Raw genomic sequence first — 21,841 nt, forward strand, 5'->3', positions numbered from 1 at the left:
GGATTTTTATTATTTTAGTATCTATAATTTATTCTATTTGCTCTTCTTAACACTATTCCAATATTCTTCATGAGCTTTTTCATTTTTGTTATTTCCAGGTACATAATATTTCTTATCTTTTATTGGATCTGGAAGGTATTGTTGATTAACATAATGATTACTGTAATTATGAGGGTAAAGATAATCAACACCTCTTCCAAGCTTCTCAGCACCTGCATAATGGGCATCCTTAAGGTGTGTAGGTATATCACCTATCTCTATATTATCTAAATCATCTAAAGCCATAGCTATTGCCTTATAAGCAGAATCAGACTTTGGACATTGTGCCAGATATATAGTAGCTTGTGCTAAAGGAATTCTAGCCTCTGGAAATCCTAGTTGTAGCGCTGATTGAACACAAGCATTAGTTATTGTTATTGCTTGTGGAACTGCTAATCCTACATCTTCACTGGCTACACATAATAATCTTCTCGTTATTCCTTGAATATCTTCCGCCTTAACTAACCTTGCTAAGTAATGTATAGCTGCGTCTGCGTCAGAGCCTCTAAGAGACTTATGAAATGCTGATAGGATAGAATACCCATCATCACCTCCTCTGTCAAAGCTAAGCATCTTTACGCTTGAAGATTCCATTACAGTATCTAAAGTAATATTTACAGTATTTGTACCTATATCAATACCAGTATTAAACGCTAATTCTAATTTATTAAGTGCATTTCTCATGTCTCCATTACAAGTTCCTGCTATTTGTAAAAGTGCTTTATCTTCTACATTGATACTTTCATATGTATAAAAATCTTTTAACTTATCTACGCCTCTTTTTAATCCTATATATATATCATTTTGATCTATTGTTTTAAATTCAAAAATTGTACTACGGCTAAGTATAGCTTTGTAAACTACAAAATAAGGATTATCTGCAGTACTTGCAATAAGAGTGACAGAACCATCTTCCATAACTTCAAGTAATGATTGTTGTTGTTTTTTGTTCATAGCTTGAATCTCGTCAAGCATTAAAATTATCCCGTTATATGAAAATAAATCTGCCTTAGCACTATCTATAACTTCTTTTATTTCTTTTACACCACAGTTTACAGCATTTAGTTTTACATATTTTTTTCCTGTAACATTAGCTATTATATTTGCTAGTGTTGTTTTTCCTGTACCAGGCGGCCCATATAAAATCATATTCGGTATTGTCTTATTTTGTATTAACTTATTAATAATTTTACCCTTACCAATAATATGAGATTGACCTATCATATCATCTATAGTTTGTGGACGCAGTCTATCTGCTAGTGGCTGCATATTATCCCTCCTATCCCTTAAGTTTCTTATACTTAAAAAAAGGATATCTATTTTATTAAATTAGATACCCTTTTCAAATATAAGTTGAAATTTGTTTTTATTACTTAGTTTTCATTAATTTTAATTCGTCCATTAGCTTATCGTTAAGTACTTTTATGTGCGTACCTTTCATTCCTAATGATCTAGACTCTATAACTCCTGCACTTTCAAACTTTCTAAGTGCATTAACTATAACTGATCTAGTTATTCCTACTCTATCAGCTATTTTACTTGCAACAAGTAAACCTTCTTTTCCGTCTAATTCTTCAAAGATATGCTCTACAGCTTCTAACTCAGAGTAAGATAATGTTCCTATAGCCATTTGTACAACAGCTTTCTTTCTCATTTCTTCTTCTGCTTCTTCTCCTATAGATCTTAATATTTCTAATCCAACAACTGTTGCAGAATATTCACCTATAACTAAATCGTCATCAGTGAATAAATCATTGTATCTAGAAAGTATTAATGTACCTAATCTTTGACCGCTTCCAAGTATAGGTATTATTGTGATAAACTTTTGAAGTCTATCTTGCTCATCTGGGAATATATTTAATATATTTTCTCCAGTTACGTTTTCTAAAGTTTCATCAACTTTTAATATATTTTTTGTATATTCATCTGGAAGTCTTTGTTGCTTAGTATCTTCATCTACAACTACAGAACTATCTCCTTCATCTGTCAAATAAAGACCTAACACTTTTCCCTTTGAACTCAATATGTAGGCATTTGAGTTTAGAACTTCTCCTAAAGCACCGGCCAATAAATCAAAAGAGACATTGCTTCCACCACTTGTTTGTAATGTTTTATTGATTTTTCTCGTTTTTTGTAATACTTCACTTGCCATTAATAATCATCTCCTCAGCAAAATTAGGCCCAATAACCTATGTATTTTCAGATAATTTATATATATTTAATAGAAATTCTTCTTATTTCATTTTTACCATATTTTATTAAAGCTGATAACATTTTCAATAATATAAAAATTATTGAAAAATATTAATTTGCTTAATATTTTAAATATTGAATTTTCTATTTATTATGCAATAGAAATATTAACACAATTTCAAACCTTTTTCAATACTGTTTCAATGTTTTTTGTTCAAAATTCGCTATTTTCCGTCAGTTTTTTCTATCTCTTCAGTTTTCTGCTCTTCTTTACTACAATCTTTATTCGAACAGATAACTTTAGTATCTGATTTCGTTACCTTTTCCATCATGTATGAACCACATTTTTCACAGTTTTCGCCTGTAGGTTTATTCCATGCTACGAAGTCACAGTTTGGATAATTTGAACATCCATAGAAAGCTTTACCTTTTTTAGATTTTCTAAGAATAATATCTCCTTCTCCACATTTTGGACATTTAACTCCTACTTTATTTACTATGGGCTTTGTTGTTTTACATTCTGGATAATTCTTACATGCCATAAATTTACCAAATCTACCGTGTTTTATTACCATGTTTTCTCCACAGTTTTCACAGATTTCATCAGTTTCTTGGTCCATATTTACCTTTTCTACTGTTTCTTTGGCAATTTCTATAGCTTCTTTTAGAGGTTCATACACTTCATTAACAACAGACTTCCATTCTATTTGTCCCTCTTCTATTTCATCAAGTCTATTTTCCATATGAGCTGTAAAGTCTACATCTATAAACTTTTGGAAGTTAGCCTCTAATATTTTAGTAACTATTATTCCAAGCTCAGTTGGGCATAAACTAGTTCCTTGCTTTTCAACATATTCTCTATTTAAAATAGTAGCTATTGTTGGTGCATAAGTACTCGGTCTACCTATTCCTAGTTCTTCTAATGTCTTAACTAAGCTAGCCTCAGTATATCGTGCTGGTGGTTGAGTAAAGTGTTGATTAGGTAATATATTTTCACATTTAAGAACATCTTCTTCTTTAAAACTTGGAAGTATTTTATCTTCTCTATCTGTAAAGTTATATATTTTTGTATAACCATCAAACTTCATTTTAGAACCTGTAGCTTTAAAAATATAACCTTCTATTTCACACTCTACATTTAGTATATCAAATACAGAGTCTTCCATTTGACTAGCTACAAATCTTCTCCAAATTAAGTTATATAACTTGAATTGGTCTTTACTTAATGAACTTTTTATACTGTCTGGTGTTCTTGTAACAGATGTAGGTCTTATTGCTTCATGGGCATCTTGAACCTTCTTTTCATCTTTCTTTTCTTTTTTATCAGATTCACCTTTATAGTATTCTTGTCCTAACTCATCTAATATATAACTTCTTGATTTTTCCTTAGCTTCTTCAGATATTCTCTTTGAGTCTGTTCTGATATATGATATAAGACCTACTGTACCTTCGCCTTCTATATCTATACCTTCATATAACTCTTGAGCGACCATCATTGTTTTCTTTGTTGTGAAAGATAATCTATTAGCACCTTCTTGTTGAAGCATACTTGTAGTAAATGGTTTTGGCGCTGATTTTTTTCTTGATTTAGATTCTATACTTTTAACACTTAAGTCTTTTCCTTTTATAGTATCTAATATTTCATTTACCATAGCTTCATTATCTAGTTCCATTTTTTGATTTTCTTTACCATAGAACTTTAATGTTATATCTTTATTTTCATTAGTTTTTGCTTCTAGCTCTATACTCCAATATTCTTTTGGTATAAATGCTTCTATTTCTTTTTCTTTATCACATATTAACTTCGTTGTTACTGACTGAACTCTACCTGCACTAAGTCCTGTTCTGACTTTTAGCCAAAGTATTGGACTTATTTGATAACCTAGTAATCTATCTAGAACTCTTCTTGCTTGTTGAGCATCTACTGTGCTTATGTTAATATTTCTTGGACTTTTTATTGCTTTACGTATTGCTTCCTTAGTTATTTCATTAAACTCTATTCTACAATTTGTTTCTTCATCTAAGTTTAATATATGAGCTAAGTGCCAAGATATAGCTTCTCCCTCTCTATCGGGATCGGTTGCTAGAAATACTTGTTTAGATTTTTTAGCTTCCTTTTTTAATTCTTTTATAACATCGCCTTTTCCCCTAATATTTATATATTGAGGTTCAAAATTATTTTCTATATCTACACCTAATTTACTCTTAGGTAAATCTCTAATATGCCCTACCGATGCTTTTACTGTATAATGACTTTTTCCTAAAAATTTCTCGATGGTCTTAGCTTTTGCTGGCGACTCTACGATGACTAATGTTTTGGCCATTTAAACCACACACCCCCACTATCTATGTTCTTATACATTTAAACTGTATATTTTATTGTTCATCTCTACGACTAAATCACTTAATTCTAGGTTACTTAAAATACTATTTACTTTTTTAATTTCTATTCCAGTATAGTCACAAATTCCGTCAATATGCAAGCTACCTTCATTTTTAATTGCTTCCATTATAATAATGGATTCAGCACTCAAACTAATATTATCATAGTTTTTACCAATTTTATTACAATTAATACTATTTATATTATATTCAATTAATATATCATCAATACTTTCTATTAATTTTGCACCTTCTTTAATAATTTTATGGCATCCCCTACTCATCTCTGAGTTAATGTTACCAGGTACTGCAAAAATATTTTTTCCTTGTTCTAAGCCAAACTCAACAGTTATAAGTGCGCCACTTTTATTTGCAGCTTCAACTACAACTATCCCATCACTTATTCCACTAATTATTCTATTTCTATTATAAAAATTTGATGGAATGACAGATGAATTTATATTATACTCTGATATTAATAATCCACCTTCTTCTATTATTTGCTCTGCTAATTTAGTATTTTGTTTTGGAAGAGGATTATGTACAGAAGATCCTAAGACTCCTATTGTCTTTCCAACACCCTCCATACATCCAATATGAGAATATGAATCTACTCCTATTGCTAGACCACTTATTATGTTTATACCTTGACTTGATAAACCAGAACTTAAAGTTTTTGTACAATTTTTACCATAAGCACTACATTTTCTTGAGCCAACCATAGCTATAGTTAAATTATTACTAGCTATAGATAAATCACCTTTATAATATAACAATTTAGGTGGATTGTATATTTCCTTTAAATTTTTTGGATATCCTTTATCATTTATGCATATGTACTTAATAGATTTCTTGTATAATTGTTCTTTTATATCATCTAGATAAGAATGACTTTTATATTTTACTATATTTTCTTTAATATTTAAATTTATATTTTTCAAATTATATATTTCTGCATCAGTAAATTCTATTAAATCTTCAATATTTACCACTTCATTTTCTATTTTTTCTATGGTTTTAGTGCTAATTCCACCTATGTTTTTTAACCACAAATAGACATCATTTTTGTTCATAATTCACCTCTATGTAAAATAAGAATAATAAGCCTTTCTAAAGGAAAAGGCCTCTGTTATATGATCTGAACTAATATCTTCACTTTCTTCTAAATCTGCTATTGTTCTTGCCATTTTTAATAACTTTGTATAACTTCTATTACTTAACTTATATTTATTGAAAATTAGTTTTGTTGTTGATATAGCATTATTATCCATTTTGCAGTATTTTAATAAATTTGATGATTTTATTTCATTGTTACTACTTATATTATCGTTTTTATATCTTTCAGCTTGAATATCACGAGCTTTTTGTACTCTTATTTTTATTTCTTCTGAGGATTCTGATTTGATGTTCGTATTTAATTCTTCATAAGATACAGGATTTACTTCTACAAAAATGTCAAACCTATCCAAAAGAGGTCCTGACATTTTATTAATATATCTATTTATGTCATGATTTCTACATTTACACTCTATGTCTGACATATAATATCCACATGGACAAGGATTCATTGCACCTATAAGTATTAAGTTACATGGATATTTTATATTGTGTCTCACTCTTGAAATATTAATGTATTTATCTTCTATAGGTTGCCTTAGAGTCTCTAGTATCCTTCTATCAAACTCAGCTATTTCATCTAAAAATAATACTCCTCTATGGGCTAAAACTACTTCTCCTGGTCTTGCGTCAAAACCTCCGCCTATTAAGGATTGTTTAGTAGTCGTATGATGTGGTGATCTGAATGGTCTTTTATCTACTATTCCTATATTTTCATCTATTAACCCTGATATGCTATATATTTTACTTACCTCTATCATTTCTTCTTTACTTATGTTTGGCAATATTGTTCTTATCCTTTTTGCTATCATAGTTTTACCTGAACCAGGTGGTCCTATCATCAATAAATTATGATTGCCAGCTGCTGCTATTTCCGCACTTCTTTTTATGAAATAATTTCCTTTTACATCACTGAAGTCTTCATCATAAATATTTTTATTATTATCTTTTATAGAATTTTTCTTTGTGTTTATTATTTTTTCTCCATTGATATTTAGTTCTCCATTTAAAAAGCTTATACACTCATTTAAACTATTTATAGGTATAATATCTATTCCATCTATAAAAGAGCTTTCTATTATATTGTCTATTGGTATAAATATTCTTTTTATTCCTAATTCCTTTGCCCCTATTATAATAGGAAGAATTCCTCTTACTTTTCTTATATGTCCATCTAAAGACAACTCTCCTACAAACATACTTTCATTAATATATTCTTCATTTTTTTTTATATATTGTCTTAATATTCCTATGCATATTGATAAATCTAAAAATGATCCTTCTTTTTTTATATCTGCTGGTGATAAATTTACTACTATTCTAGAGTTCGGGAATTGGTATCCGCTATTTATAATAGCTGATTTTACTCTTTCTCTAGCTTCTTTTATTTCTGTACTAGCTAGCCCTACTATATTGAAAGAAGGTATTCCATTTGTTATATCCACCTCTACTTTTATTAGTATTGAGTCTATTCCTATTAGATTACTAGAATTGATAATGCTTAACATCTATTCACCTCTTTTTAAATTTTCTTAAAATTCACTTCATTCATGCCGCCAACGTCTACTCGGCAGGCTCGCATCCCGTTGCTTAAAATTCACTTCATTCATGCCGCCAACGTCTGCTCGGCGAGCTCGCATCCCGTTGCTTAAAATGCGTTTACTATGTGTTTTAGTTTTTTATCTCCAAAGTATATTTCTACTACATCAAATCTTATCGGTACTTCGTACAAATTGTTTATTAACATATAATACTTGGCTGTATTAGTAATCTTCTTAATTTTTTTATAGTTGACTGACTCACATGGACTTCCATACTTTTTGTTACTTCTAGATTTTACTTCTATAAATACTATTTCATTGTCTAACTTTGCTATTATATCTATTTCTCCAGATCTTATCCTATAATTACGCTCTAGTATTTCTGCTCCTTTATTTAGTAAATATTTAGATGCTATGTTTTCTCCGATTTCGCCTTTTTCTCTATTATTCATAGATAATTCTCCTATTGTATTATTCTTTTACTAATTATTGTCAGCTAAATATTTAAGTATTCAAATTTTCTTATATATTTAAAAATATTGTAAAATAAATATGACATTAACTTTTCATACAATACAATTAATATAATAATCATATGCCTTCTGGCACTATAAGGTTATTCACATAAAAATACCTCAACATCATTTTGATATTGAGGTATTCTTATAATTTATTTAAATATTACTTTGCTATCTATATCACTTATATTTTGACATCCTGTAAGTATCATAGTTGAGCTTAGCTCGTTTTTTAATTTGTTAACATATGTCTCTACACCATCTGTTGCTCCTCCAAATGATGCTATTACAAATGGTCTTCCTATTAACACTGCATCTGCACCAAGACCTATCATTTTTAATACATCTACTCCTGTTCTTATTCCACCATCTACAAGTATAACTGTTTTACCTTTAACTGCTTTAGCTATATCTTCTAATACATCTGCAGCTCCTGGTGTACAATCTAAAACTCTTCCACCGTGGTTTGATACTACTATTGCATCTACACCAGCTTCAACAGCCATTAAAGCATCCTCTGGTGTCATTATACCTTTTAATATAAATGGTAATTTAGTAGAATTTTTTAAGTCTCTTATCATCTCTACATTTTTAGGCTGAACAGTTTTACCATGCATAGATAATGTAACAAGACCACAAGCATCTATATCTACACCTACTGCAAATGCTCCTGCTTCTTCTGCTAATTTTATCTTTCTTTTTATATCTTCATTTTCCCAAGGCTTAATAAATACTATACCTTCTCCATTATATTCTTTTAAGACTTTAAGATTTTCTATTAAGAATTCATCAACAGCAGTATCCCCCACCATAGCATATATACCAGTATTTATACACCCTTCTACTACAGGCTTTATATAATCTCTTTCACTTATTTTTCCACCCATATTTAAAGTTGTCCCTGTTATTGGCGCTGCAAATATTGGTGCATCCATTTTCTTTCCAAATAACTCTATAGAAGTATCTGGATTAGCTACATTATGTATAACTCTCATATTTATTTTAACTTTTTCTAAGCTTTTATTATTTTCTATGAAAGCTGATCCACTTCCTTTTCCACCCATACCAGGTACTTCTCCCGCACAAACTACTCCATTACATACTTTGCATACTTTACAGCTTCCATTTAAGTTATCTCTAGCATTTTTTAGCATTTCTTTGTAATCCATATTTGTTCCCCCATTTCTTTATGTAATATACTTGTATCCAATATTTATTATAATACTAATTACTAACTAATGTTTGTTATATTATTATGTTCTTCCTTATAATATATTCTTTAAGAAACTTCTTCTATGTATTGGTGTTATACCGTTATTTTCTATAGCTTCATAATGTTCCTTAGTTCCATACCCTTTGTGACCTTTAAATCCATACTCTGGATATATATCATCATACTGATACATAAGACTATCTCTTGTTACTTTAGCTAATATACTTGCTGCTGCTATAGATATAGATTTAGAATCCCCTTTTATTATTGGCTTTTGATCTATATCCACTCCAGGTATAGTCGCTGCATCTACTAATAGATAGTCTGGAGTATTTTTTAAACAGTTAACAGCCTTTTTCATAGCCATATATGTAGCATTTAAAATATTATACTCATCTATTTCTTCATTGCTTACGATACCTATTCCATAATCAAGTGCTTCTTCTTTTATAACATTGAATAGTTCATCTCTCTTAGCTTCACTAAGCTTCTTAGAGTCATTTATGCCCTCTATTTTAGTACCAGGCTTAAAAACTACTACAGCAGCTACTACAGGCCCTGCTAAAGGACCTCTACCAGCTTCATCAATTCCACCTATGTATGTATATCCATTTGCATATCCTTCATTTTCAAAGGTATTTATTAATTCTAATCTTTCTTCTTCTTTTCTTATAGCATCTAACTTTTTAGCTAATTTTAAGGCAATATTTTGGACTGATTTTCTTTCATCATTTCTTAATATATCTATATACTCTAAATATTTATCTACTTCTATATTGTCTATTATTTCTTTAATATCTTTTACACTCTTATCTTTCATATTAATCTCCTTGTCATGTCTGTAGGCTATTTCGTTCCTAACCATATTTTATTATTATTTAGAAAGTAAATCAATAATATACGATTTTGATCTTATAGTTTTATTTAATTATACTACTTTAATTAAGAAAGTAAAAATAGAGCAATAATTTAACTTATTACTCTATTTTTTCTCTATTATTTTAAGTTTATTTGATCTCTTTACATGTTAATTTTATAAATATATTTAATTCATTATTTTTAACATAATAATTCTTATCTTCCTCTGACAAATAACCTAAGTCTGAAATTCTAAGCCCATTTTCACTTTTTACACCTTGGAATAAATAGATTTCATCTTCCATATTTATTTTGGCATCTTTATAAAAATATTGCTGTGACAAATCTCCTATGCTTTCCTCAATATCAAATGAAGTATATGCTCCGCCAGCCAAGCATCTTATCTTATCCTCTTGAATGTTTATAGCTAAATTTAAATCATCTATTTTTTCATTTGTTGGCTCATGTAGCATACTTATAAGTTTTTCTTCTTTTATTTTTTCATAATTTTTATATACCTCATATATTATGTTTAATTCATAATTTTTATCATTAGGCAAATTTTTCAATTTATATTTTAGAATTTTATTTCCTGTTAATATTAATAGTTCATTTTGTTCTTCTGATACCCCATCATATTCCATTTTAAAATCTCTTTTTTGACTACATCCTGTAGTAATTATAATTATTAATAATAAGATTAATAATTTTACCTTTTTCATGTTATACCCCCTCTAAAATCATACCTATTTATATTATAGCTTTATAGGTTCTTACTTTAATTATAACCTTCATTAATTGATTATAGTATTGTTATTCTATTGACACTTTCATAATAAAAATTTACTTATCTCATAATAAAAAAAAGATTATCTCAAAATTTTTAAATTTTGAGATAATCTTTTTATTTATCCTACTTTGTCTAACCTATTATTCGCTCTATTACTTCTAGAAGGTATAAAGCTTCCTATAACACCTGCTATTAAAACTGGTACAATCCAGTTAAATCCAAACTTTGCAAAAGGTAAGCTGTGAATCATAGGTATTTGTACTCCTAAACTATCTGCAACTGATAATGTACTTATAATTAAAGCCATATATGCTGCAAATTTAAATGTATTATCATTTTTAATTTTTGAACTAAATAATGTTAATATTACTAACACTATAGTAGCTGGGTATATCATTTCTAACATTGGTGCTGAGAACTTTATTATAGTACTTACACCGAAGTTAGATACTATTGCACTAAATATACAAACAATTGTTACTATTACTTCATACTTTAATTTTCCATTAGATATTTTAGCAAAATATTGACCTGTTGCTGAAGTAAGCCCGATTGCAGTTGTTAAACATGCAAGACCTACTATTAATGCTAATATTACTTTACCAGGATGACCTAATATTGATTCTGTTATACTAACAACTAAAGCTGTTTGAGATACATCCATTCCATATGCTTTAGATACTGTTGCCCCAAGGTAAGTAAGCCCACCATAAACAAAACATAAACCTAATGCTGCAACTATACCTGCTTTTAAAGTTAATTTAACTTTTTCATCTTCACCTTTATATCCTTTGTTAGCTAATGAAGATATTATAACTGTAGATAAAGCTACCGCTCCTAATGGGTCCATTGTTTGATATCCTTGTCTAACGCCTTCAGCAAATACTCCATCTATCATAGACTCTGGGCTTATTTCTCCAAGTGGTGACATTACTCCTTTTATTATTAAGAAGGCTAATGCTATTAATAATGCTGGTGTTAAAAACTGTCCTATTATATCTACAACCTTTGATGGTCTTATCGTCAGAATATATGTTATTGCAAAGAAGATTATAGAGAACAACACAGGACTGAATCCTGCAAATAATGGTTGTATACCCATTTCAAATGTAGTTGCTGCTGTTCTAGGTATAGCTAGTAGTGGTCCTAAACATATCATTATTGCGCATCCAAGCACTATTGCTAGTTTACTTCCTGCTCTATCAAATACTTTACTTACTTCTCCACCACACTTAGCTGCAGCTGCTATAGCTAATAATGCTAAACCAACATCTGCTAATACGAAGCCTCCGAATCCAGTTAACCAACTTGATCCAGATATAACTCCTAAATATGGCGGGAATATTAAGTTTCCTGCTCCAAAGAACATAGCAAACAGAGCAAAACCTACTACTACTACATCTTTGTTATTATTTTTCTTTACCATATTAAGTCCCCCTTAAATTCATGATAGAATTTAAATATTTTGAATTTATTATACATTCTTTATATTGCATGGTCAATAATTTTAACAATATACAAAATATTAAAAATCTTACCATTTTACTGAAAATTCTATACAAGATTTTTGTCGTATAAAGTCGTTTATTGTATTATACCCTATATTCTACATAGAATACTAAATTTTTAACAAATATATTCATGTAAAAATTGTAAAATAAAAAAACTTATCAATAAATTGATAAGTTTTTTTATGCAAGATTTCTTGCATTTTTCTATTTTATATCTTCTGGAACTTCTAAAGATATTTGTCCTATTTTACCATCCCTGAACTCATTTAGTACTGTAAATGCTATTCTAGTGTAATCAAGTTCTTTTCTTCCCGTGATGAATCCTCTCTTACGACCTATCATATCCATAGTCTCAAGTCCTGTTTCTCCAAGCTCTTCAAGCTTATATCTCGCTTGTAACTTTTCAGGCTCTATAACCATTAGCTTTTCTATTAATCTTAAAGCTAATGTTTCTACATCTAGTATTTCATCTTTTATTGCTCTACTAAATGCAAGGTTAAGTGCAACTTCTTGATCTTCAAACTTTGGCCAAAGTATACCAGGAGTATCTAATAACTCTAAGTTACCTTTAAGTCTTACCCATTGCTTACCTTTAGTAACCCCTGGTTTGTCTCCTGTAACAGCACTTTTTCTACCTGTTAATTTATTGATTATCGAAGACTTCCCAACGTTAGGAACTCCTACTATCATTATTCTTATAGGTCTTTCTTTTCTACCTTTTTCAACTAAGGCATCCATCTTATCTTTAGTTACGTTTCTACATTCTTCTATAAGCTTATTTAGACCAGTACCTTTCATAGTATCAACTGGTATAGCTTTTATTCCACGTTCTTTATAGTAGTTAATCCATCTGTTTAATTTAGCTTTATCTGCTAAGTCGCTTTTGTTTAATATAACTACTCTAGGCTTATTGCCAGCTAGATTGTCTATATCAGGGTTTTTACTACTAAATGGTATTCTTGCATCTAGTAATTCTACAACTACGTCTACAAGCTTTAAATTGTTTCTTACTAGATCCCTAGTCTTTTTCATATGACCAGGATACCAGTTTATATGTAAATTATCATCAACTAGATATTCATCATAGTTGCTTCTCATTTTATCGCCTCTTGCCATGTTTATCACTCCTTCTCGCTAAAATATATTTGTATATTTGCTTTTTAACTTATCCATTATACCACAATATTTGTTTCTTTCATAACAATTATGTATTTCTAGCGTTATATCTAATATTTTCATATATTTTGATTCTTATACTTAATATAATTACATTTTATTATATACTATATTAATTACTACTGTATTCTGCTTTAAGTATACAATATAAAAAATACCCTCATATTCTTTGTGTATGAGGGCATTTTTTTACTAAGCCATTAATACTTCTACTGCTTCACGAAGAGTTTCTACTTCTCCTACATTACCAGGGAATATTATATATGGCATACTATTAAATTTACTTTCTTCTCCAGTCATCCAAACAGGAATTCCAGGTTTTATTTGTCCCATAACAAGGGCTCTTTTTACTCTTAATGCTTTTGTTCCTACATCACTTGATGTTATTCCACCCTTTGCAATTATAAAATTAGGTCTTACGCTAAGCTTACCTATAATACTAGTTACAGCATCAGAGATTTCTACCGATATCATTAGTTGCTTATCTTTATCATCAGTATCTAATACTACTAATTCACGTTTAGTATATACCGCTACAGTCTTACCATTTGAAATTTTTTCTTCCGCTATTTTTATTACTCTCTCTACTTCTTCCTTTAATCCACCTTCCTTTAATACTAAATGTGGATTAAACTCTATAAATTCAATTGGATATTTACAATTTCTTAGCTCTTCTAACTGCATTGTTGTTTTATTTACATGAGAACCTACTATTATAATACCTCCATTTTTGTTATCTTCTGGTACTAACTCATCTTTTGTAAGAAGTTTTTTATCACTTACACCACCTATTATCTTAGTTAATGCAGCAGCACTACGAATCATAAATTCTTTATTACAATTTATTGCTCTTATTAAAGATATAACAAATACTTTAACATCAATATAGTCAACTGCATTTACTATTATTTTATTAAAATTATTAACACCTTTAAGTTGTTCTGTTATTTTATCTATATTCATATCTCTAAGGTCTTCTAATGATATATATACCATATCTTCTGCCTTAAAAGCTCCTTCAGTTTTTTCTTCACACCAATCCCCTATATGAGAAGACTTATAACCAAAGGACTTATCTTTTGCAAACTCAGTCATGCCTGCTGGAGTAAGATTATTTCCTTCTTTTACATAATGTATATTATCTATAGTGAATCTTCCGCCTTCTTTAAAGAACGGCATTATTATTTCTCCATCAAATTTTTTATTTGTTTTACTTTCTATCTGACTTTTTAGTACATCAGTTTCAAGAGGATAATGCCCTCTCATGGTAGAATCTCCTCTACTTATTACTATAAAATCTTTATTAGTTTTTTTAGATATTTCTACTATATTACTAGCTATCTCTTTATGAGCTACTGCTGTTTGAGGAACTGTAAATCCTCTGGAGTTTGTAAGTATAAAGAACATGCTATTGTCTTCATTAAATCCATTTTTTATACTTTCTTTTTTCCAATCTGTATAAACAGATATATTATGTACAGTTTGAACTCCAGTTGGGTCATCATCTAAGACTACTATTTTTCTATTTAAATTTTTAATTTCTTCTTCTAATAAGTTCTCTACAGCTATTTCATCTATATTTTTTATTTCTTTTAATTTATCTAAAGAAATTACGTTTACTTCTTTCATAAGTATGCCCTCCTAATTTGATAGCTTTATAAACCTGGTAATGGTATTATTCCATTTATAAAACTTAATAATAAGACCATTGCAAATGCAGTTAACCCTGCTATAGTACCTCCAGCTGTCCAAGACTTTAACGTATCATTTACTGATAAACCACTAAATCTTGAAAGTACCCAGAATCCCGAGTCATTTGGAAGTGAGAACCCTACACCGCCTGCACATATTGCTAACCCTACTAATATTGGCGACATCCCTGTTGCTAATATTGATGGTCCAAGTATTGATGATGTCGTAACCAATGCAACAGTTGTAGATCCTTGAGACATTCTAAGTAGTGAGCTTAATATAAATCCAAGTACTATTATAGATATATTCCATCCTGACATTGTTTCAACTAAGAAATTACCTATTCCACTTGCATTAATTACACTACCAAAAGCTCCACCAGCTCCAGTTATTAATATTATTAATCCTGCTTGACCAGCAGCTTCTACTACAATATCACCCATTGGCTTTTTAACATAATTTCTTAATAATAACATTGCTCCTAATATACCTAATAATATTGCTATATTTTTATCTCCTAAAAATTCAAAAATTGTATACATTGTTGTTCCTTCTGCTAATACCATTTTTAATATATTAGATATTAGTATTAAAAATATCGGGAATAGTAATGCTAACATTGAAACTCCAAAACCTGGACTTTCTGCAGCTATTGCAAGCTCTGACGAACCAGAAGTTCCACTAGAAGTATTTAAAGTATCTTCAGATAATTCTTCTCCTACATATGGAGCATCTTTTTCAAATCTCTTTCCATATAACCATCCTCCACAAAGTACTGCTGGAAATGCAACTATCATTGAGTATAATATGTAAAATCCTATATTTGCTCCAACATTACCTGCAACTGCTAATGGTCCTGGAGTAGGTATAACTAAAGCGTGACCAACGATTGTACCAACTCCTAATGCACAAACAAATACCATTAAAGACTTTTTAGTAACTTTTGCTACATATTTTATTATTGGCATCATTATTACAAAAGCCGCATCCATAAATACTGGTATAGAAATTAAGAAACCTGCTGTTGTAATTGCTAATGCACTATTTTTATGACCGGTTTTATTAAGCAATCCTTTTGCTATAGATTCTGTAGCTCTAGATTCAGATAATATATTTCCAAATATAATACCTAAACCTATTACTATACCTATACTTCCTAAAGTATTACCAAAACCTGATGATATTGTTGACGATATTTCATTCATAGGCATTTTTACTAAAAAGCCTGTTATTATTGATGTTCCAAGAAGTGCTAAAAATGGATTTACCTTGTACTTGATTATTGATAGTAATAATATTCCTATTGCTAGACCAAATGCTACTAAAAGACCATATCCTGTTATCATTTTTATACCCCCGAAAATTTATTTTAGTGTTTTTTTATTTCTACCCCTGCTAATTTTTCAAAGTATTGTGCTATACCGCCATGATCATCTTCTAAGTGACCGTGAACTTTTAATGTTTGCATTATTTCAAGAAGCTGGCTAGTCATCGGTAGTGGAACATCCATGTTGTGAGCTGTTGCCATTACATTTTTTATATCTTTTAAATTTATTGATATTTTTCCACCTGGTTTAAAATCCCTATTCATTATCATAGGCATCTTAGCATCTAATACAGTACTTCCTGCTAGTCCACCTCTTATTGCTTCATATACCTTCTGCGGGTCCGCTCCTGCTTTTGCCGCTAATACAAATCCTTCAGATACTGCAGCTATTGTTAAATTAACTATTATTTGATTTGTAAGCTTTGTAACACTTCCACTGCCACTTGGACCTATTAATAAAGCTGAACTTCCCATTATATCAAAATAAGGTAAAACCTTTTCATATACATCTTCTTCTCCACCTGCCATAAATGCAAGTGTTCCATCTATAGCTTTTGGCTCTCCACCACTTACAGGCGAGTCTATAAATCCTACACCTATTTCCTTAAGCTTATTTGCACAAGTAACTGACTCGGTAGGTGTAACAGAGCTCATGTCTACCACTACACTACCTTCTTTTAAATTCTTAGCTACTCCATTTTCTCCGAATAATACATCTTGTACTATTGAACCATTAGGAAGTATTGTAAATATTATCTCACATTCTTTACCTATTTCAACAGGTTCTATATATTTAGCTCCATCATTAATTAATTCATTTACTGCATCTTTATTAAGATCGTATACGTAGAGCTCACATCCTCCTTTGACTAAATTCTTAGCCATGGGTTTCCCCATAATTCCTAACCCTATAAATCCTACTCTTTTCATTTTTTCTCCCCCTCTATATAAAGTTTATTTGAAAACGTTTTTCTTGATTTAAATTGTACAGCATACCGGTATACCGGTCAATAAATTTACAGAAGTAGTTTTTTTAACATTTTAGTTTTTAAGATATTTTAAGAGTAAGTAATTAATAATACTATACTTTTATTTTTAAATTTTTTTAAAGATTTTTTTATTTGCTACTTTTAATATGCTACATATTCATTTTTTTTAACAATGTTGACCATCATCTAACTATGTTGTATTCTTAACAATATAAGGTTATAATTTTTTACTATTAAAAGGGGTTTTTATATATGAGTAATTCAAAAAGGCTACAAGAAACGGCCTACGACTATTTAAAAGAAATGATTCTATCTAACGAATTAGTAGATAATGAAATATATTCTGAAACTAAATTAGCTCAACAAATAGGAATATCTAGAACTCCTGTAAGGGATGCTCTTCAAAGACTAAGCCAAGATGGATTTATTGATATCTTACCAAGTAGAGGGTTTAGAATACATCAAATAACACCACAAGATGTTATAGAAATATTTCAAATAAGATCTTCTATAGAAGGATTTTGTACCTTTCTTCTTGCTAGTCAATATGACTGTGAAAAAGCTATAAATACGATTAATCAGCTAGAAGGGTTTTTAAAAAAACAAGAAAAAATAATTTTAGAAGGTGGGGATTTATCATTATTTTCACATTATGATAGTCTTTTCCATACAACTATAGTTGATTATGCTCAGAATACTGAGTTCAATAAATTATTTAATAACTATATGTATAGAATAAACAAGTTAACCATGGACTCTCTTTCTCATGAAGGAAGGCTAGATACAACTCTAAAAGAACATTATGATATATATAATTGTATAAAAAATGGTGACTTAGAAAATATTTATAAAGTTACGCTAAGGCATATGGATACACCTAAGGACATTAACCTTAAACATTTAGAGGATAATTATAATTTATAATAAAAGAAAAAGAAGCTAAATGGTTATTTAGCTTCTTTTTCTTTTATTTCTTCTTTAATATATTTTTCAGTTTCTTTTCTTCTTAATGAAACAACACATCCTATTATTACAACAAATGCTCCCAAACCTTGCATTAAACTTATCTTTTCATTTAAAGTAAAATATCCAACTATCGCTGTTGAAAGAGGAACTATTAATTGTATTATATTATAAACTACCACTCCTTGTTTTTGCATAATATAAAAAGCCATTAACATTCCTGTTAGCATGCCATACATTCCTGCTACGCTTAGCCCAATCATAAGTCCAGCAGATACATCTTTTAACTCTAAAATCCTATTTGTTTGAATTGCTATAATCATAAAAATAACACCTGATAATGTAGCAGTAGATGCACTAATTACAACTGAGTGTAATTTTTTTGATACATCTTTTACAACTAAGTTTTGAATTGATTGAATAAAAATACCTATAGCTAAAAATAGTGCACCTTTAAAAAAGTTAGTATCTTGGCCAGTGTTACCTCCATTTAAAACAAAAATCAATGATCCTATTATTGCAATAAAGCTACCTATATAAAATTTCTTTTGCTTTACTATACTTCGCTCATCTTTAAAGAAGATTGCCGCCATGGAAACTGCCAATGGCATGGCTAAAATAGTGAAAATACTTCCCGATAAAGCTGATGTATTTTTTAATCCATTTATGAAAAAGAACATATTCCCGCTCATAAGTATGGCTAATATAAATAACTTAAAAATTATTTTAGGCTCTTCAGCTATTTTTTTTACTTCATCTCTAAACTTAAAAATACAAACAATAATTAAAAGTATTCCCCCAGATAAAAACCTAACTGCGTTATTATTTATAGTATCAAAGTTCATACTCATAAAACGCATTATAGGAAATCCAAATCCCATAAGTGCTATGTAAGCTAAAGCAAACATTTTATTTTTCTTCATAAACATCCCCTTCTATTTCTGAAATTTTCTTTCACTTTACTTATAAATGATACCATAAGTATATAATCCCCTCAATAATTTTAGAATTTATTTTCATTTTATGTTTAATACTAACAAAAGTTATCTACTTAATTTTAAAAGAATATATTTCTGACCTTATTTCATAGAAATTATAATATATGTAATTCTACATTTGATAAAAGTATATTTTTGCATAAAAAAAGAACTGAGAAATCTCAGTTCTTTTTCTTTATAGTAAAGTTTAATTATCTAGCTTCTTTTATCTTAGCAGCTTTACCAACTCTACCTCTTAGGTAAGTTAACTTAGCTCTTCTTACTTTACCTTTTCTAGTTACTTCTATCTTGTCTATTCTTGGAGAATGAACTGGGAAAGTTCTTTCTACACCAACGTTGAAAGATATTTTTCTAACTGTGAAAGTTTCTTGTATTCCTCCACCTTGTCTCTTTAAAACAAAACCTTCGAATACTTGTATTCTTTCTCTCTTACCTTCAACTATCTTAACGTGTACCTTTACAGTGTCCCCAGGTCCAAAGTTAGGAACTTCGTTCTTTAATTGTTCTTGTCCTAATGCTCTTACTAATTCGTTCATTTTAAATCCTCCTAGTATCATAGACATTCATAATTACCTCCTACGTGTAAAAAGAGGAATGCCCGTTTATTTTTTCAACAGATTAAATTATACTATATATACTGCTTATTTACAAGCTTTTTTGTATAAATCCGGTCTTCTTTCTTTTGTTATTTTTACCGACTCACTATGTCTCCATTCCTCTATTTTCTTATGATTTCCAGACAATAAAACATCTGGAACTTCTAAGTCCATAAACTCTCTTGGTCTTGTATAGTGAGGATATTCTAACAAGTTATCTTTAAAAGATTCCTCTTCAAAAGACTCATTTTGACTAAGTACCCCAGGTATTAGTCTAGAAATCGAATCTATAAGGATAAGAGCTGGAAGCTCTCCTCCTGTTAAAACATAATCACCTATAGATATTTCATCTGTGACTATTAAATCTATAATTCTTTGATCTACACCTTCATAGTGTCCACATAAAAGAATTACATCTTCTTTAGTACTCATTTCAGTAGCTGTATTTTGACTATGTACTTTGCCCTTAGGAGTCAAATAAATCACCCTAGGGGCCTTTATATTAAAAGTATCAACTATATGTCTATATGTGTCGTATATTGGCTGAGGAGTCATTACCATTCCTGCCCCTCCACCAAAAGGATAGTCATCTACTTTTTTATGCTTATTATTAGAAAAATCTCTAATATTATATACATGTACTTCTATTATTTCTTTTTCCACAGCTCTTTTCATTATACTTTCGCTCATATAAGAATGAAAAATATCTGGGAAAAGCGTCATTATATGAAATCTCATTTTATCACCTAGTCTAACATACCTTTTATTGGGTCTATTATCATTTTTCTTTCTTTCATGTCTATAGTAGGAACAAACTTCATTATAGCAGGTATTAATATTTCTTTATCTTCTTTACCTTTGATGACGTAAACATCATTTGCTGCATATTGTAGTACTTCTTTTAAAGTTCCTACTTCTTCGCCATCTACAGTTAAAACGTCCATTCCTATCATATCAGCTATAAAGTATTCACCTTCTTCAAGGTCTCTACTCTCGTCTCTAGATACAAACATAAACTTATTTTTAAGTTTTTCTGCAGCTTCTACAGTATCTATATTTTTTATTTTCATTATTACCATGTTGCCTTTGTATCTAACTCTTTCAACATTATAAGTTGTTTCTAGGTCTTTACCTAAATAAAACTTTTCTAAATCGTCAAATCTATATATATCATCAGTATAAGAGTAAACTCTAACTTCACCTTTTAAACCTTGAGTATTAACTATTTGTCCAATTTTAAAATGAGTTAATTTATTTTCCATAGTGTCACCTTCTTTAAAAATTTACATTCAAATTCATATGTAGTATATACAAAAAGGATTAGGTATATACCTAATCCTCTCTTATACTATCTCTAGAGAAACTTTAACATTTTCTCTATTTGCAGCAGATCTTACGACAGTTCTTATAGCTTTAGCTATTCTGCCCTGCTTACCGATAACCTTACCCATGTCGTCTGAAGAAACTTTAAGCTTTAAGATTATTTCATCTTTTTCTTTTGTTTCTTCTACTATTACTTCGTCTGGATTATCAACAAGAGCTTTAGCTATGTCTAACACTAGCTCTCTCATATATCTCATCTCCTAGATAAACGTGTAAGGTCCACTAGATTAACTAGTGCACCTTACCTAATTTTTTATAAAATTACTTAGCTTGCTTAGAAGCTTCGAACTTTTCCATAACTCCGTTGTTAACTAATAAAGTCTTAACAGTATCAGTTGGTTGAGCACCATTTGATAACCACTTTACAGCTTTCTCATCGTTTATTTTAACTTGCTTTGGTTGAGAAACTGGATTGTAGTATCCTATTTCTTCTATGAACTTTCCATCTCTTGGAGATCTTGAATCAGCTACTACTATTCTGTAGAAAGGCTTCTTGTTTGATCCCATTCTCTTTAATCTTATTTTAACTGCCATTACAGTCACCTCCGAATAATTT

At 29.7% G+C, this 21,841-nt stretch carries 21 protein-coding genes; 1 reads left to right on the forward strand and 20 read right to left on the reverse strand.

Features of this window, described 5'->3' with window-relative positions; translation table 11 throughout:
• Positions 1 to 33: 33 nt before the first annotated feature.
• The 14 genes from ACI48P_RS02965 to garR all read right to left on the reverse strand — a co-directional run bounded on the left by ACI48P_RS02965 (position 34) and on the right by garR (position 17,286).
• Entirely contained in the window at positions 34 to 1,308 is a 1,275-nt protein-coding gene (locus tag ACI48P_RS02965) for a replication-associated recombination protein A (protein ID WP_475213306.1), read from the reverse strand.
• 100 nt (positions 1,309 to 1,408) lie between these two features.
• A complete protein-coding gene (gene codY / locus ACI48P_RS02970) occupies positions 1,409 to 2,191 on the reverse strand; it encodes a GTP-sensing pleiotropic transcriptional regulator CodY (protein WP_475213308.1) in 783 nt (260 codons plus the stop codon).
• Positions 2,192 to 2,456: 265 nt separating this feature from the next.
• The gene (topA, locus tag ACI48P_RS02975) at positions 2,457 to 4,556 is read right to left on the reverse strand and encodes a type I DNA topoisomerase (protein ID WP_475213310.1); all 2,100 of its coding nucleotides are present in this window, start codon (positions 4,554 to 4,556) and stop codon (positions 2,457 to 2,459) included.
• 30 nt (positions 4,557 to 4,586) lie between these two features.
• The gene (gene dprA / locus ACI48P_RS02980) at positions 4,587 to 5,687 is read right to left on the reverse strand and encodes a DNA-processing protein DprA (RefSeq protein WP_475213312.1); all 1,101 of its coding nucleotides are present in this window, start codon (positions 5,685 to 5,687) and stop codon (positions 4,587 to 4,589) included.
• Positions 5,688 to 5,696: 9 nt separating this feature from the next.
• Positions 5,697 to 7,238, reverse strand: coding sequence for a YifB family Mg chelatase-like AAA ATPase (locus ACI48P_RS02985; protein WP_475213314.1), 1,542 nt, complete (start codon positions 7,236 to 7,238; stop codon positions 5,697 to 5,699).
• A gap of 140 nt (positions 7,239 to 7,378) precedes the next feature.
• Positions 7,379 to 7,723 carry a YraN family protein gene (locus ACI48P_RS02990; protein WP_475213316.1) on the reverse strand — a complete coding sequence of 115 codons (345 nt, stop codon included), beginning with the start codon at positions 7,721 to 7,723 and terminating at the stop codon, positions 7,379 to 7,381.
• A 218-nt stretch (positions 7,724 to 7,941) separates the two neighbouring features.
• Positions 7,942 to 8,958 (reverse strand): alpha-hydroxy-acid oxidizing protein, encoded by a 1,017-nt coding sequence (locus ACI48P_RS02995; protein ID WP_475213318.1) that lies wholly within the window; start codon positions 8,956 to 8,958, stop codon positions 7,942 to 7,944.
• A 96-nt stretch (positions 8,959 to 9,054) separates the two neighbouring features.
• Entirely contained in the window at positions 9,055 to 9,822 is a 768-nt protein-coding gene (locus tag ACI48P_RS03000) for a ribonuclease HII (protein ID WP_475213320.1), read from the reverse strand.
• Positions 9,823 to 10,009: 187 nt separating this feature from the next.
• Positions 10,010 to 10,582, reverse strand: coding sequence for a hypothetical protein (locus ACI48P_RS03005; RefSeq protein WP_475213322.1), 573 nt, complete (start codon positions 10,580 to 10,582; stop codon positions 10,010 to 10,012).
• 186 nt (positions 10,583 to 10,768) lie between these two features.
• Entirely contained in the window at positions 10,769 to 12,076 is a 1,308-nt protein-coding gene (brnQ, locus tag ACI48P_RS03010; protein ID WP_475213324.1) for a branched-chain amino acid transport system II carrier protein, read from the reverse strand.
• A 289-nt stretch (positions 12,077 to 12,365) separates the two neighbouring features.
• A complete protein-coding gene (ylqF, locus tag ACI48P_RS03015; RefSeq protein ID WP_475214133.1) occupies positions 12,366 to 13,259 on the reverse strand; it encodes a ribosome biogenesis GTPase YlqF in 894 nt (297 codons plus the stop codon).
• A 270-nt stretch (positions 13,260 to 13,529) separates the two neighbouring features.
• Positions 13,530 to 14,966 (reverse strand): four-carbon acid sugar kinase family protein, encoded by a 1,437-nt coding sequence (locus tag ACI48P_RS03020; RefSeq protein ID WP_475213326.1) that lies wholly within the window; start codon positions 14,964 to 14,966, stop codon positions 13,530 to 13,532.
• Positions 14,967 to 14,992: 26 nt separating this feature from the next.
• Positions 14,993 to 16,375 carry a GntP family permease gene (locus tag ACI48P_RS03025; protein WP_475213328.1) on the reverse strand — a complete coding sequence of 461 codons (1,383 nt, stop codon included), beginning with the start codon at positions 16,373 to 16,375 and terminating at the stop codon, positions 14,993 to 14,995.
• 23 nt (positions 16,376 to 16,398) lie between these two features.
• Complete coding sequence (garR, locus tag ACI48P_RS03030; protein ID WP_475213330.1) at positions 16,399 to 17,286, reverse strand: 2-hydroxy-3-oxopropionate reductase; 888 nt, start codon at positions 17,284 to 17,286, stop codon at positions 16,399 to 16,401.
• Between the two features lie 311 nt (positions 17,287 to 17,597).
• Between garR and ACI48P_RS03035 the strand changes: the two genes are divergently transcribed.
• Positions 17,598 to 18,269 carry a GntR family transcriptional regulator gene (locus ACI48P_RS03035; protein WP_475213332.1) on the forward strand — a complete coding sequence of 224 codons (672 nt, stop codon included), beginning with the start codon at positions 17,598 to 17,600 and terminating at the stop codon, positions 18,267 to 18,269.
• A 23-nt stretch (positions 18,270 to 18,292) separates the two neighbouring features.
• Here ACI48P_RS03035 and ACI48P_RS03040 read toward each other — a convergent pair whose 3' ends face one another.
• From ACI48P_RS03040 to rpsP, 6 genes are all read right to left on the reverse strand, one after another.
• Positions 18,293 to 19,231: a DMT family transporter gene (locus ACI48P_RS03040; RefSeq protein WP_475213334.1), complete on the reverse strand. Its 939-nt coding sequence runs from the start codon at positions 19,229 to 19,231 to the stop codon at positions 18,293 to 18,295.
• A 266-nt stretch (positions 19,232 to 19,497) separates the two neighbouring features.
• Positions 19,498 to 19,842 carry a 50S ribosomal protein L19 gene (rplS, locus tag ACI48P_RS03045; RefSeq protein WP_475213335.1) on the reverse strand — a complete coding sequence of 115 codons (345 nt, stop codon included), beginning with the start codon at positions 19,840 to 19,842 and terminating at the stop codon, positions 19,498 to 19,500.
• 105 nt (positions 19,843 to 19,947) lie between these two features.
• Positions 19,948 to 20,640 carry a tRNA (guanosine(37)-N1)-methyltransferase TrmD gene (gene trmD, locus ACI48P_RS03050; protein WP_475213337.1) on the reverse strand — a complete coding sequence of 231 codons (693 nt, stop codon included), beginning with the start codon at positions 20,638 to 20,640 and terminating at the stop codon, positions 19,948 to 19,950.
• An 8-nt stretch (positions 20,641 to 20,648) separates the two neighbouring features.
• Entirely contained in the window at positions 20,649 to 21,164 is a 516-nt protein-coding gene (gene rimM, locus ACI48P_RS03055; protein ID WP_475213339.1) for a ribosome maturation factor RimM, read from the reverse strand.
• 81 nt (positions 21,165 to 21,245) lie between these two features.
• Positions 21,246 to 21,473 carry a KH domain-containing protein gene (locus ACI48P_RS03060; RefSeq protein ID WP_475213341.1) on the reverse strand — a complete coding sequence of 76 codons (228 nt, stop codon included), beginning with the start codon at positions 21,471 to 21,473 and terminating at the stop codon, positions 21,246 to 21,248.
• 73 nt (positions 21,474 to 21,546) lie between these two features.
• A complete protein-coding gene (gene rpsP / locus ACI48P_RS03065; protein WP_475213343.1) occupies positions 21,547 to 21,819 on the reverse strand; it encodes a 30S ribosomal protein S16 in 273 nt (90 codons plus the stop codon).
• Between the last annotated feature and the right edge of the window lie 22 nt (positions 21,820 to 21,841).

It is taken from the genome of Romboutsia sp. LXY-2, from assembly GCF_056171995.1.